We start from the raw sequence: 12,718 nt of genomic DNA on the forward strand, positions 1-12,718 counted from the left end.
GGGATAGGTCTTACTTGTGTAATCCGCACTCAGTCTTCTCTGATCCAGCCCAACGTCCAGCACGCGGATCTTCACCAGGCATAACCTGACGTGTACATTGCTCACAGCCGATACTTGGATAGTTACGGTCATGTAGAGGGTTATAAATTACATCATTTTCACGAATATAGTTCCATACATCCTCAGTTGTCCAATCCGCAATTGGATTAAACTTAACCAAACCAAATTTATAATCATACTCAACCTTTTTGGCATTAGCACGGGTAGGCGCTTGGTCACGACGAATGCCTGTAATCCAAGCTTCATATTGAGATAGGATACGAGTCAGCGGCTCTACTTTACGAATCCCACAACATTGGTTAGGATCTACTGTCCATAACGCATCACCGTGTTGAAGTGCTTGCTCCTGCGGAGTGATTTGTGGAGACACTCGTACGAACTCCAGCCCGTATTTATCCGCCATCAAATCTCTGGTCTCATAGGTTTCCTTAAAATGATAATCTGTATCGAGATAAAAGACGTCTGTAGACGGACTAACTTTGTGAAGCATATCAACTAGCACTACATCTTCGGCACCAAAGCTGCAGGCAAAAGTAATGTTAGGAAATGTTTCTACAGCCCAGCGGATAATTTCCTCGGGTGAAGCAGTTTCTAATTCTTCGGCCTTAACTTTGATTAAATCCTCTTTCTCGAGCAGGTTCATTAAGGTATTCCTCCATCCAAAATATTAATCGTATGAATAAATGAGGTAAAAGAAGTAATAAAACCAACTAATTCTATATGAAATAGTATATAACTTTTACTGAGGAAGTCAATGCGTTTCAACCGTTAGAATTAGTAAATAGATGCAAAAAAAGCCCATTTCTTGTGGAAAGGGGCAATAAAAAATAAAACCCTCGGCCATAAGGCCAAGGGTTGAATTCTGTAGATATTAACGTTTCGAGAACTGAGGCGCACGACGTGCAGCCTTCAAGCCGTATTTCTTACGTTCCTTCATACGTGGGTCACGAGTCAGGAAGCCGGCTTTCTTCAATGCACCGCGATATTCAGGGTCAACTTTAAGCAATGCACGGGAGATACCGTGACGAATTGCTCCAGCTTGACCGGAAATGCCGCCACCATGTGCAAGAACGATTACATCGTAGTTGCCCAGTGTTTCAGTCAGGTTCAAAGGTTGTTTTACGATCATTTTCAGTGTTTCCACACCGAAATATTCGTCCATCTCACGTTTGTTAATGACAATGCGTCCTTCACCCGGTACAAGGCGAACACGTGCTACCGAATGTTTACGACGACCTGTCCCATAGTATTGTACTTGTGCCATGAAACTGTCCTCCTCTATTCTTATCCGCGAAGTTCGTAAACTTCAGGTTTTTGTGCTGCATGTGGATGCTCGGCGCCTGCATATACTTTCAATCTCAGCTTCATGTGGTCCCCTTGACGAGTCTTAGGAATCATACCATGAACCGCGAATTCAATTACGCGTTCTGGTTTAGTGTTCAGCAGAGTTTCAGCATTAGTAACTTTCAAACCACCTGGGTGCATCGAGTGACGGTAGTATTTTTTGTTTTGCAATTTCTTACCGGTCAAGTGAATTTTCTCAGCGTTGATTACGATAACGAAATCTCCTGTATCAACGTGTGGAGTGAATTGCGGTTTGTGTTTGCCACGGATCAAAGCAGCGGCTTCGCTGGCCAAACGACCGAGTGTTTTGCCTTCGGCATCAATAATGTGCCAATTGCGTTCAACTTCGTTCGGCTTCGCCATATAGGTGGTACGCATGAATGTTTCCTCCTTGTTCTCGTACGAAAATCTTCTGTTTCGTATATCTTGTTTCTCATTGAATTACGATTATGTGAGTTAAGCAAAGCATTTTTTTGGCATTTTCCTGATCGGGGCTGTGGGATAGCCATCAAGAAAACACAACTTTTATATTACAGTATAAACATAACAAGTGCAAGTGATTTTTAAACATTTAGCCTATTAATTAGGAAGAAATTTATAGAAAAAAATATTCACTTTCAATCTCGTCATATTCAACACTCCACAAAGCTAACCCCATGGCCACAGCTGTTGGACCAGCATGTGATCGATCACATGCTGCCAATATTTCAGCAACCTTATCAGCAGGTATTTTACCTTCCCCCACATGGATCAAAGTCCCCATAATAATGCGAACCATGTGCTGAAGAAATCCACTACCCGTTATATAAGTATGGATAACTCCTTGATCTGATGAAGAGGGTCGGCACATACTGCGATCTACTTCCATATGAGCTTCAAAGATCGTTCGTACATGAGAAGTCTTCGTAGACCGTCGTGATGCAAACGAAGTGAAGTCATGTGTCCCTATAATTTGCGTTAAGCCTTGCTGCATCGCAGGAATGTCCAACTTCACTGGATGGTGAAGCTGCCAGCGCCGTTGAAACGGATCTGGAAACCTGTTGCCATTAATCGTGTATCGGTAAGTTTTACGCTTAGCCCCTCTACGAGAGTGAAACGTTAGCGGAACTTCCCTAGCCTCTGTAACCACGATGTCTTGTGGCAGCCGGGCATTAAGCGCTAGACACCAACGTTCAGTTGGGATTCGAGAGGAGGTTGTAAAGTTAAAAGGCTGGCCATAGGCATGTACTCCGGCATCTGTGCGGCCTGAAGCAGTAATCTTAAGCTTCTCACCTGTCAGATGGAGTATGGCTTGCTCCAGCCGATCCTGAATCGTATTGCCCTGAGGCTGGGTCTGAAAGCCATCATAATTCGTTCCGTCATAATTGACCTTCATCAATAGATTACGCATTCCGTTCTCCTTTTTAAACCGGTCAGCAGAACGTCGATCGAAGCACTGTCTGATCTTCTATTTGAAGAAATGGCTTCGCCGTCCCTGGAAGGACGGCATCCACTTTTCATATATAGAACTACAAGTCCTATAGGATCCTTAATTTCAAAAAAAAGAGCCCCTGCGGGAGCTCCTTCAATTGAACCAAGGTGATTCCCACGGTTATTAGTACAGCAGAGTCTTGCGCCTCTGCAGCACAATAACGCTGATATTTCCCCCATCTTTACTCCAAAGAGGGCTGGATGAAAGGGAAGCATCGGAAATCAATACTTGTGATACTACGCGCGGTCTACCAATTCAAGATAAACCATAGGCGCAGCGTCGCCACGACGAGGTCCTAGTTTAAGGATACGAGTGTATCCACCTGGACGCTCAGTGTAACGAGGAGCAATGTCAGAGAACAATTTTTGAATTGCATCTTGTTCACCATCAATAGTCTCGCGGCGAACAAATGCAGCTACTTGACGACGAGCATGAAGATCACCTTTTTTAGCTTTAGTGATCAGCTTTTCAGCGATAGAACGAACTTCTTTCGCTTTAGCTTCCGTTGTTTGGATGCGCTCGTATAAAAACAGATCCGTTACCATGTCGCGAAATAACGCTTTACGCGCACTGGAATCACGGCCCAATTTTTGGTATGCCATTGTGTTTTCCCTCCTTTACTAAAGCAATCTGCAGCTATTCTTCTGTGCGGAGACCCAAACCAAGTTCCTCAAGCTTTTCCTGAACTTCTTCCAAAGATTTACGACCAAGGTTACGCACCTTCATCATATCTTCTTCAGTCTTCGTGGTAAGCTCTTGTACGGTATTAATACCAGCACGTTTGAGGCAGTTGTAGGAACGAACAGAAAGATCAAGCTCTTCGATTGTCATCTCAAGTACTTTTTCTTTTTTGTCTTCTTCTTTTTCAACCATAATTTCGGCGTCTTTCGCTTCGTCCGTAAGACCTACGAACAGAACGAGGTGCTCGTTCAAAATTTTGGCTCCGAGGCTTACAGCCTCTTCCGGTCTGATACTTCCATCTGTCCAAATTTCAAGCGTCAATTTGTCGTAGTTGGTCACTTGACCAACACGTGTATTGTCTATGCCGTAGTTAACGCGTGAAATTGGAGTATAGATGGAGTCAACTGGAATAACACCAATTGGCTGATCGTCACGTTTGTTCCGGTCCGCTTGGACATAGCCGCGACCACGGCCTGCAAAAATACGCATATGAAGTCTCGCACCAGGTCCCAGCGTTGCAATGTGAAGATCCGGATTGAGGATCTCAACATCGCTGTCCGCACGGATATCACCTGCGGTAACGATGCCTTCCCCTTCAGCATCAATCTCGAACACTTTTTCCTCGTCTGAATGAATCTTCAGAGACAAGGCTTTAAGGTTCAGAATGATTTCCGTCACATCTTCCATTACGCCTGGAACGGTCGAGAACTCATGCAGAACGCCGTCAATTTGGACCGAAGTCACTGCGGCTCCTGGAAGCGAAGAAAGCAATATCCGGCGAAGCGAGTTCCCCAGAGTCGTGCCATACCCACGTTCCAGCGGTTCAACTACGAATTTCCCATAGGTACCTTCATCATTAGCTTCTACGGTCTCAATCTTCGGCTTTTCGATTTCTATCACGAGTTTACCCCTCCTTCAACGTCGCTCCTATATGAAACTGTCACCCCATCAGGTGCATCATGTAGTATGCCTAAACACCTATTATTAGCAGATGCGTCAGAATTATACCACATTCACAATACTGATTTCACTATACGCGACGACGCTTAGGCGGACGGCATCCATTGTGAGGAACCGGAGTTACGTCTTTAATAAGGTTAACTTCAAGCCCTGCAGCTTGAAGGGAACGGATGGCTGCTTCGCGGCCCGCGCCCGGTCCTTTAACCATAACCTCAACCGACTTCATGCCGTGCTCCATAGCTGCTTTAGCTGCTGATTCAGCTGCCATTTGCGCTGCGAATGGAGTGGACTTACGGGAACCTTTAAATCCTTGGCCGCCGGAGCTTGCCCAGGAAATTGCATTTCCGTGAGGATCCGTGATGGTAACGATGGTGTTGTTGAACGTGGAACGAATATGTGCCACGCCGGATTCGATATTTTTACGGTCGCGACGTTTGGTACGTACGACTTTTTTCGGTTTAGCCATTGTCTCTTATCCCCCCTTATTATTTCTTTTTGTTTGCTACCGTACGACGCGGGCCTTTCCGGGTACGGGCATTCGTTTTAGTACGTTGACCGCGAACAGGCAATCCACGACGGTGGCGAACACCGCGGTAACAGCCGATCTCAGTAAGACGTTTAATATTTAAGGAAATTTCACGACGCAGGTCACCTTCAACCTTAACCGTTTTGTCGATCGTTTCACGCAGTTTGCTGACTTCATCTTCCGTCAAATCACGGACACGTGTATTAGCGCTAATGCCTGTTTCATTAAGAATTTTCTGAGAAGTCGTTTTACCGATTCCGAAAATATAAGTCAAGGCGATCTCAACGCGTTTGTCACGTGGCAAATCCACTCCAGCTATACGAGCCATTTTACGCTACACCCCCTTCTTAACCTTGTTTTTGTTTGTGTTTCGGATTTTCGCAAATCACCATAACAGTCCCTTTGCGGCGGATTACTTTACATTTCTCGCAAATGGGCTTTACAGAAGGTCTTACCTTCATGTTAATTACCTCCTCAAAGTTTTGCGAAGCAAAACTTTTTTCGTAGTTCCCATCTATTTACGGTAAGTTATACGACCTTTTGATAAATCATAAGGCGATAACTGCACGACCACTTTGTCTCCGGTCAAAATACGGATAAAGTGCATCCGCAATTTACCGGATACATGGGCAAGTATTTGATGACCGTTCTCAAGCTCAACCTTAAACGTTGCGTTTGGCAACGGTTCAAGGACAGTACCTTCTACTTCGATGACATCTTCCTTAGCCACAGTTAGTCTCCTTTCTCATCAGCACTTATTCCGGTGGGTCCAGCATACTTCATGACTGCGAATCGCAGCTTTCCGTTTGTTACCCGTCCAGTTTCCTTCAAACTGTCCACAACCTCACTGCTGATGAAGGGTATGAGCTCAAGATGAAGAATATTCTTCTTCTTTGGCCCATCAAACTTACGTTTGTCTCCATCTGCAATGTATACAAATCTGCTATCAACAACTGCGATAACAACGGCTACCTCTCCGGCATCTTTGCCTTTGAGAATTCTCACTAATTGACCAACCTGCGGGCTGCTCACAGTATTCAAGAGGAGATCACCTACGCATTCAGTTTTGTGAAAATTTCCATGCCGTCCGGAGTAACTGCTACTGTATGCTCGAAGTGAGCACATAGTGAGCCATCAACCGTAACGACAGTCCAGTTATCTTCCAGTGTTCTGACATGTCTCTTTCCTGCGTTTACCATCGGCTCAATCGCGAGCACCATACCCGGTTTCAGACGTGGTCCGCGGTCCGCTATGCCATAATTCGGAATTTGCGGTTCTTCATGCAGTTTTGCCCCAATACCATGACCAACATACTCACGTACGACTGAGAAACCAGCCTCTTCGATGTATTGCTGAATAGCATGGGAGATTGTAAACAAGCGCACATCCGGCTTAACTAACGCCAGTCCCGCGTACAAGGAGCCTTCCGTAACGTCCAGCAAACGCTGAGCCTCTTCGGAAATGCTGCCCACACCGTAGGTCCAGGCATAATCACCGTGATAACCGCGGTACTCTGCACCGATATCCAGCGTAACAATATCGCCTTCGATCAGTTTACGTTTACCTGGAAATCCATGCACCAATTGTTCGTTGACTGAAGCGCAAATGCTGGCAGGAAAACCGTTGTAGCCTTTGAAAGACGGCACAGCATCTTGACTGCGAATGTATTGATCGGCGATTCTGTCGAGCTCGCCCGTTGTAATGCCAGGTTCAATGGTCTGAGCAATAAGACGGTGACTCTCGGCAACAATTCGACCAGCTTCCCTCATAAAGGCAAGTTCCTGTTCGGATTTACAAATGATCATTACATTAACCCCGCATTAAAGACACGATTTCAGAAGTAACGACATTAATTTCGTTTTCCCCGTTTACCTGACGCAAAAGACCTTTATTATCATAAAACGCAAGCAGCGGCGCTGTTTTATTATCATACTCATCCAGGCGCTTGCCTACACTTTCTTCGTTGTCATCCGGACGTTGATATAATTCACCGCCATCAATGTCGCAAATGCCATCTTGCTTCGGCGGGTTGAAGATTAAATGGTAGGATGCTCCGCAAACGCTGCAGATACGACGTCCAGTAAGACGCGCCATTAGCAATCCACGGTCAACATTCAAGTTGATGACATGATCCAAAGATGTGTTCAAACGGCTAAGAATATCATCCAGCGCTTCCGCTTGCGAAAGAGTTCTTGGAAAACCATCCAATAGAAATCCTTTTTCGCAATCGGACTGCTGCAACCGTTCTTCGACTATCCCAATGGTCACATCATCTGGTACAAGCAAACCTTGATCTATAAATGATTTGGCCTTCAATCCTACCGGAGTTTCCTGTTTGATTGCCAAACGGAAAGCATCTCCTGTCGAAATATGAGGAATACCAAATTCTTTAACGATTTCTGCCGCTTGTGTTCCCTTGCCTGCCCCAGGAGGGCCCATGAATAAAATGTTCACGATTTCTCTCTCCCCCCAAAAGTTCGCCACCAAGCAAGAAACAGCATAATAGGTGCCGGGAAGAATAAAAACTTAAGCTTCACCGGAACCTATCACCTATTTATTGATGAAGCCTTTGTAATGGCGTTTGATCAAATGGCTCTCGATCTGCTTCATAGTATCCAATGCCACGCCGATTACGATAAGCAGCGCAGTGCCACCAATTCGAACTTCTTTGGGCAATCCAGATATAGCACCGAAGAACATCGGTAGTACAGAGATCAAAGCTAGGAACAACGCGCCTGACATAGTCAAACGAGACATTACTCTAGTCAGATATTTCTCTGTAGCTTTACCAGGACGGATACCTGGGATGTAACCACCATTCTTCTTCATGTTATCAGCCATCTGCTGAGGATTCATCTGTACGAACGTATAGAAGAACGTAAACCCGATGATCATCACTACATACAGAAGCATACCAAGCGGAGCATCGGTTGCCAAATATTTGGTAATCCATTGTGCCCAGGCATGTGTTGACCAGAAACTGGAGAGAACAACTGGGAACTGAAGCAATGATACGGCGAAGATTACCGGAATTACACCTGCCGCATTAATTTTCAGCGGAATATGTGTATTCTGTCCACCGTACATTTTGTTGCCAACTACGCGTTTAGCATATTGAACAGGAATCTTCCGAATACCTTGCTGCACGAAGATAACTGCTGTAATAATCGCTACAATCACAATCAGCACAATAACGACTTTAAGAATATTCAGGAACACCTGATCCGGCTGAATAAAGCTTGAGTTAGCCGTACTTGTGATATATCCCGGGATACCGGCGACGATTCCCGCAAAAATCAGGATCGAAATCCCGTTCCCGATTCCCTTTTCGGTAATCTGTTCACCAAGCCACATCAAGAAAGAAGTACCTGCCGTCAAGATAATGGCAACCAGCAAGTAATCAGCAAATGTCGCATTCGGCATCATTTGAGTATTGTATATCCGGTTAAACCCTATCGACGTAGCAAAACCTTGGATCAGGGCTAATATCACTGTACCGTAACGAGTGATTTGCGCCAATTGTTTTTTTCCGTGCTCCCCTTGTTTAGCCCATTCAGCAAACTTAGGAACAACATCCATCGACAGCAATTGCACGATGATGGATGCTGTAATGTACGGATAAATACTGATCGCAAATATCGAGAAGTTTTTGAGCGCTCCGCCCGAGAAGGTGTTCAAGAGTCCCATCAAAGCGTCACCGCTCTGATTTGCTGTTGCCAGTACATCTTTGTTTACACCAGGAACCGGAACAAACGAACCGATACGGTAGATAAACAGAATGAACAAGGTAAACAGGATCTTTTTGCGCAAATCTTCAACATGCCAGATATTCTTAAGCGTCTTGAACATTAGATCACCTCGGTTTTACCGCCGGCAGCCTCGATTTTCTCTACCGCAGATTGAGAGAACTTATTTGCTTGTACAGTCAATTTTACGGTCAACTCACCGTTGCCGAGAATCTTGATGCCGCTTTTGGAATTCTTGACAACACCAGTTTCAAGCAACAACTGCGGAGTCACTTCAGTTCCTTCTGCAAAGCTATTCAGATCTTCCAGGTTCACAATCGCATACTCTTTACGGGTAGGATTGACGAAACCACGTTTAGGCAGACGACGATAGAGCGGATTTTGTCCACCCTCGAAGCCCGGACGAACACCACCGCCAGAACGTGAGTTTTGACCTTTGTGACCGCGACCGGAAGTTTTACCATTTCCGCTACTAGGACCACGACCAACGCGATTGCGTTCTTTGCGGGAACCAGGAGCTGGAGCAAGTTCATGTAACTTCATCGTTTGCACCTCCTTATGTTTGTTAATTTATGCGAGGCGATTAGCCTTCAATTTCAGTTACAGATAGCAAGTGACTCACTTTATTGATCATTCCGCGAATTGCAGGACTGTCATTGTGAACCACTGTCGTGTTGAGTTTACGCAGGCCGAGCGTCTTAACAGTAACACGTTGTGTTTCTGGACGTCCGATTACACTACGTACGAGGGTAATTTGCAATTTTGCCATTGACGTTCCCCTCCTTAACCGCGCAATTCTTCGACAGATTTGCCGCGAAGTTTCGCGACCTCTTCAATGCGTTTCAGACGGGAAAGTCCCTCCAAAGTTGCATTGACCATGTTCATGGAATTCGAAGAACCCAGTGATTTTGTCAAAATGTCGCCAACGCCTGCCAATTCCAATACCGCACGAACTGGACCGCCAGCGATAACGCCAGTACCCTCTGATGCTGGTTTCAGCAACACGCGTCCTGCGCCGAAGTGTCCAGTAACGAGATGGGGAATCGAAGTTCCTACGATTGGGATGTGAATCAGGTTTTTCTTGGCGTCTTCAATGCCTTTACGGATGGCATCCGGAACTTCGCCGGCTTTACCGATACCAGCACCGACGTAGCCGTTGCCGTCGCCCACAACAACAAGTGCACTAAAGCTGAAACGGCGTCCGCCTTTTACAACTTTTGCAACACGGTTAATGTGTACAACTCTTTCTGTCAGTTCTAAACTGTTCGGATCTACACGCAAGTCGTTAACCTCCTTTTAAGAATTATTCTAGAATTCAAGACCAGCTTCACGAGCTGCATCAGCCAATGCTTGAATCCGTCCATGGTACAAGTAACCTCCGCGGTCGAATACGACCACTGCATATCCTTTTTCTTTGGCACGCTCAGCGACCAATTGGCCAACTTTCGCTGCAGCTTCAACGCTGCCGCCATTACCGATGTTAGCGCTCAGATCTTTATCAAGTGTAGAAGCGGATACGATAGTAACCCCTTTAACATCATCGATCAGTTGAGCGTAGATGTGTTTCGAAGAACGGAATACGTTCAAACGTGGACGCTCAGTAGTTCCCTGGATCTTCTTACGAACACGCAGGTGTCTTTTGAGACGAGCCTTGTTTTTATCTTCTTTTGTAATCATGACTTCCCTTTCACTCCCTTCAGTTTGCCGTAAACAGCTTCACTTTAAGATGCACGGGGTATCTTACAATTAAGTTTAAACTGGTTATTTCTTCTTACCAGCTTTACCTTCTTTGCGGATGATACGCTCGCCTTCATATTTGATACCTTTACCTTTATACGGTTCTGGTTCACGAACGGAACGGATTTTAGCAGCGTATGCGCCAACGCGTTCTTTATCGATACCTTTAACGATGATCTTCGTGTTCGCAGGAACTTCGAACTCGATACCAGCTTCCGGTGTAATTTCAACCGGGTGGGAATAACCAACGTTCAGAACGATTTTATCTCCGGATTTGCTTGCACGATATCCGACCCCAACCAGTTCCAGAGATTTCGAGAAACCTTCAGTCACACCTGCTACCATGTTGTTGACAACGGAGCGGGTTGTGCCGTGAAGTGAACGATGCAATTTGTTATCCGACGGGCGAACAACGGTAATTTCGTTATTTTCAACTGTAACCTTCATGTCTTTATGAAGCTCACGAGTCAAAGAACCTTTTGGACCTTTTACTGTAATAACGGCGTTGTCCAAAGTGACATCTACACCGCTAGGTACTGCGATTGGTTTGCGACCAATACGAGACATGTGTTGCACCTCCTTATCTTGTGACGTTTATTACCAAATGTAGCAGACAACTTCTCCGCCAGATTTTGATTGACGAGCTTCTTTGTCGGTCATAACTCCCTTAGATGTGGAGATAATCGCGATTCCTAGACCACCGAGTACACGAGGCACTTCATTGCTCTTCGTGTATACGCGAAGGCCTGGTTTACTGATTCTTTTCAAACCAGAAATAACACGCTCTTGGTTAGGGCCGTATTTCAAGAAGATACGGATAATCCCTTGTTTGCTATCTTCAACGAATTCCGCATCGCGGATGAAACCTTCACGCTTCAAAATGTCAGCGATTTGTTTCTTCATAGTAGAAGCAGGCATTTCTACCGTCTCGTGACGCACAATGTTAGCGTTACGAATACGAGTAAGCATATCTGCAATAGGATCAGACATAGTCATGTGTGTAAACCTCCTTCCCGTTTATAAACTTCTTACCAACTTGCTTTTTTCACGCCAGGGATCTGGCCTTTATAAGCTAATTCACGGAAACAAATTCTGCAAATTTTGAACTTTTGCAGTACCGAATGTGGACGACCACAACGTTCGCAACGTGTATATGCACGTACTTTAAACTTAGGCGTACGTTGTTGTTTAACTTTCATCGAAGTTTTTGCCACTTAGCCTGACACCTCCTAAACATTTTCGGAGAAAATGGATTAACCGACTTTATTTTGCGAAAGGCATTCCCAGCTGACCCAGCAGCTCGCGGGATTCCTCGTCCGTCTTAGCAGTCGTTACAATAACGATGTCCATACCGCGGACTTTATCCACTTTGTCATATTCGATCTCGGGGAAGATCAATTGTTCTTTAAGACCAAGTGTGTAGTTACCACGGCCATCAAAGGCTTTAGTGGAAACACCACGGAAGTCACGTACACGTGGAAGTGTTACGTTGAACAATTTGTCCAAGAAGTAATACATACGCTCTCCGCGCAGTGTTACTTTAACCCCAATCGGCATATTTTCGCGTAGTTTGAAACCAGCGATGGATTTTTTAGCTTTAGTGATTACTGGTTTTTGACCAGCGATCAACTGCATGTCATTAACTGCAGCATCAAGTACTTTGGAGTTTTGAACAGCGTCACCCACACCCATGTTGATGACAACCTTCTCGATCTTAGGCACTTGCATAACAGTTGTATAGTTAAACTTCTGCATCAAAGCAGGTGTAATTTCGTTAAGAAAACGTTCTTTCATTCTTGCTGCCATGAAGATTTAACCTCCTTTCTTAAGGGCTAGATTAGTCGATAATCTCTCCGGATCTTTTAGCAATCCGAACTTTTTTACCATTGTCCAAAACTTTGTAACCGATACGGGTTACTTTGCCGGTCTTCGGATCGATGTGCATTACGTTGGACACATGAATCGAAGCTTCCTGCTCAATAATTCCACCCTGTGGATTCAGCTGGTTCGGCTTTTGGTGTTTTTTCACCATATTGACGCCTTCTACCAGAACGCGGTTTTCACGAGGATAAGCAGCGATGACACGGCCTTTTTTGCCTTTGTCTTTACCACTAATCACAAGCACCACGTCATCTTTCTTCACGTGCAGTTTATTGTTATGGGATTCCAGAACTTTTTTCACTCTAGGCATTT

23 protein-coding genes are annotated in these 12,718 nt (G+C 45.1%); all 23 read right to left on the reverse strand.

All coding sequences use genetic code 11. The annotated features are described in order from the left end of the window. Nucleotides 1–10: 10 nt before the first annotated feature. Nucleotides 11–703 (reverse strand): phosphoadenylyl-sulfate reductase, encoded by a 693-nt coding sequence (locus NSQ50_RS27970; protein ID WP_036680616.1) that lies wholly within the window; start codon nucleotides 701–703, stop codon nucleotides 11–13. A gap of 228 nt (nucleotides 704–931) precedes the next feature. Then, the gene (gene rpsI, locus NSQ50_RS27975) at nucleotides 932–1,324 is read right to left on the reverse strand and encodes a 30S ribosomal protein S9 (protein WP_025706574.1); all 393 of its coding nucleotides are present in this window, start codon (nucleotides 1,322–1,324) and stop codon (nucleotides 932–934) included. A gap of 20 nt (nucleotides 1,325–1,344) precedes the next feature. Then, on the reverse strand, nucleotides 1,345–1,782 hold the full coding sequence (gene rplM / locus NSQ50_RS27980; protein ID WP_036680589.1) for a 50S ribosomal protein L13: 438 nt from the start codon (nucleotides 1,780–1,782) through the stop codon (nucleotides 1,345–1,347). Between the two features lie 217 nt (nucleotides 1,783–1,999). Next, nucleotides 2,000–2,794, reverse strand: a complete 795-nt coding sequence (truA, locus tag NSQ50_RS27985; RefSeq protein ID WP_076225058.1) for a tRNA pseudouridine(38-40) synthase TruA — start codon at nucleotides 2,792–2,794, stop codon at nucleotides 2,000–2,002. A 317-nt stretch (nucleotides 2,795–3,111) separates the two neighbouring features. Next, nucleotides 3,112–3,477 carry a 50S ribosomal protein L17 gene (rplQ, locus tag NSQ50_RS27990; protein WP_076225057.1) on the reverse strand — a complete coding sequence of 122 codons (366 nt, stop codon included), beginning with the start codon at nucleotides 3,475–3,477 and terminating at the stop codon, nucleotides 3,112–3,114. 34 nt (nucleotides 3,478–3,511) lie between these two features. Further along, on the reverse strand, nucleotides 3,512–4,456 hold the full coding sequence (locus NSQ50_RS27995) for a DNA-directed RNA polymerase subunit alpha (protein ID WP_036680585.1): 945 nt from the start codon (nucleotides 4,454–4,456) through the stop codon (nucleotides 3,512–3,514). 130 nt (nucleotides 4,457–4,586) lie between these two features. Continuing rightward, entirely contained in the window at nucleotides 4,587–4,982 is a 396-nt protein-coding gene (gene rpsK / locus NSQ50_RS28000; protein ID WP_019908251.1) for a 30S ribosomal protein S11, read from the reverse strand. A 19-nt stretch (nucleotides 4,983–5,001) separates the two neighbouring features. Then, nucleotides 5,002–5,370, reverse strand: a complete 369-nt coding sequence (gene rpsM, locus NSQ50_RS28005; RefSeq protein WP_036680583.1) for a 30S ribosomal protein S13 — start codon at nucleotides 5,368–5,370, stop codon at nucleotides 5,002–5,004. A gap of 19 nt (nucleotides 5,371–5,389) precedes the next feature. Next, nucleotides 5,390–5,503 (reverse strand): 50S ribosomal protein L36, encoded by a 114-nt coding sequence (gene rpmJ / locus NSQ50_RS28010; protein WP_003322638.1) that lies wholly within the window; start codon nucleotides 5,501–5,503, stop codon nucleotides 5,390–5,392. A 53-nt stretch (nucleotides 5,504–5,556) separates the two neighbouring features. Next, nucleotides 5,557–5,772: a translation initiation factor IF-1 gene (infA, locus tag NSQ50_RS28015; protein WP_036652996.1), complete on the reverse strand. Its 216-nt coding sequence runs from the start codon at nucleotides 5,770–5,772 to the stop codon at nucleotides 5,557–5,559. 2 nt (nucleotides 5,773–5,774) lie between these two features. Beyond that, nucleotides 5,775–6,083, reverse strand: a complete 309-nt coding sequence (locus tag NSQ50_RS28020; RefSeq protein ID WP_076142136.1) for a KOW domain-containing RNA-binding protein — start codon at nucleotides 6,081–6,083, stop codon at nucleotides 5,775–5,777. Nucleotides 6,084–6,094: 11 nt separating this feature from the next. Continuing rightward, the gene (map, locus tag NSQ50_RS28025; protein WP_076142137.1) at nucleotides 6,095–6,847 is read right to left on the reverse strand and encodes a type I methionyl aminopeptidase; all 753 of its coding nucleotides are present in this window, start codon (nucleotides 6,845–6,847) and stop codon (nucleotides 6,095–6,097) included. Between the two features lie 4 nt (nucleotides 6,848–6,851). Continuing rightward, entirely contained in the window at nucleotides 6,852–7,496 is a 645-nt protein-coding gene (locus NSQ50_RS28030; protein ID WP_038573451.1) for an adenylate kinase, read from the reverse strand. Between the two features lie 96 nt (nucleotides 7,497–7,592). After that, the gene (secY, locus tag NSQ50_RS28035) at nucleotides 7,593–8,891 is read right to left on the reverse strand and encodes a preprotein translocase subunit SecY (protein WP_036680571.1); all 1,299 of its coding nucleotides are present in this window, start codon (nucleotides 8,889–8,891) and stop codon (nucleotides 7,593–7,595) included. After that, on the reverse strand, nucleotides 8,891–9,331 hold the full coding sequence (rplO, locus tag NSQ50_RS28040; protein WP_036680569.1) for a 50S ribosomal protein L15: 441 nt from the start codon (nucleotides 9,329–9,331) through the stop codon (nucleotides 8,891–8,893). Before rplO ends, secY begins: the two co-directional genes overlap by 1 nt. Nucleotides 9,332–9,371: 40 nt before the next feature. Further along, a complete protein-coding gene (gene rpmD, locus NSQ50_RS28045) occupies nucleotides 9,372–9,557 on the reverse strand; it encodes a 50S ribosomal protein L30 (RefSeq protein ID WP_036680567.1) in 186 nt (61 codons plus the stop codon). Nucleotides 9,558–9,571: 14 nt separating this feature from the next. Beyond that, nucleotides 9,572–10,069 carry a 30S ribosomal protein S5 gene (rpsE, locus tag NSQ50_RS28050; protein WP_036652980.1) on the reverse strand — a complete coding sequence of 166 codons (498 nt, stop codon included), beginning with the start codon at nucleotides 10,067–10,069 and terminating at the stop codon, nucleotides 9,572–9,574. 27 nt (nucleotides 10,070–10,096) lie between these two features. Next, nucleotides 10,097–10,465, reverse strand: coding sequence for a 50S ribosomal protein L18 (gene rplR, locus NSQ50_RS28055; RefSeq protein ID WP_036680564.1), 369 nt, complete (start codon nucleotides 10,463–10,465; stop codon nucleotides 10,097–10,099). Between the two features lie 84 nt (nucleotides 10,466–10,549). After that, on the reverse strand, nucleotides 10,550–11,092 hold the full coding sequence (gene rplF / locus NSQ50_RS28060; RefSeq protein ID WP_036680562.1) for a 50S ribosomal protein L6: 543 nt from the start codon (nucleotides 11,090–11,092) through the stop codon (nucleotides 10,550–10,552). A gap of 30 nt (nucleotides 11,093–11,122) precedes the next feature. Further along, nucleotides 11,123–11,521, reverse strand: coding sequence for a 30S ribosomal protein S8 (gene rpsH / locus NSQ50_RS28065; RefSeq protein ID WP_036680560.1), 399 nt, complete (start codon nucleotides 11,519–11,521; stop codon nucleotides 11,123–11,125). A gap of 32 nt (nucleotides 11,522–11,553) precedes the next feature. Beyond that, on the reverse strand, nucleotides 11,554–11,739 hold the full coding sequence (locus tag NSQ50_RS28070) for a type Z 30S ribosomal protein S14 (protein ID WP_013312154.1): 186 nt from the start codon (nucleotides 11,737–11,739) through the stop codon (nucleotides 11,554–11,556). A 49-nt stretch (nucleotides 11,740–11,788) separates the two neighbouring features. Continuing rightward, nucleotides 11,789–12,331, reverse strand: a complete 543-nt coding sequence (gene rplE, locus NSQ50_RS28075; protein ID WP_036680558.1) for a 50S ribosomal protein L5 — start codon at nucleotides 12,329–12,331, stop codon at nucleotides 11,789–11,791. A gap of 31 nt (nucleotides 12,332–12,362) precedes the next feature. Next, the gene (gene rplX, locus NSQ50_RS28080; RefSeq protein ID WP_076099615.1) at nucleotides 12,363–12,716 is read right to left on the reverse strand and encodes a 50S ribosomal protein L24; all 354 of its coding nucleotides are present in this window, start codon (nucleotides 12,714–12,716) and stop codon (nucleotides 12,363–12,365) included. Between the last annotated feature and the right edge of the window lie 2 nt (nucleotides 12,717–12,718).

Source organism: Paenibacillus sp. FSL R10-2788 (assembly GCF_038003885.1).
Taxonomy (GTDB): Bacteria; Bacillota; Bacilli; order Paenibacillales; family Paenibacillaceae; genus Paenibacillus_AQ; species Paenibacillus_AQ odorifer.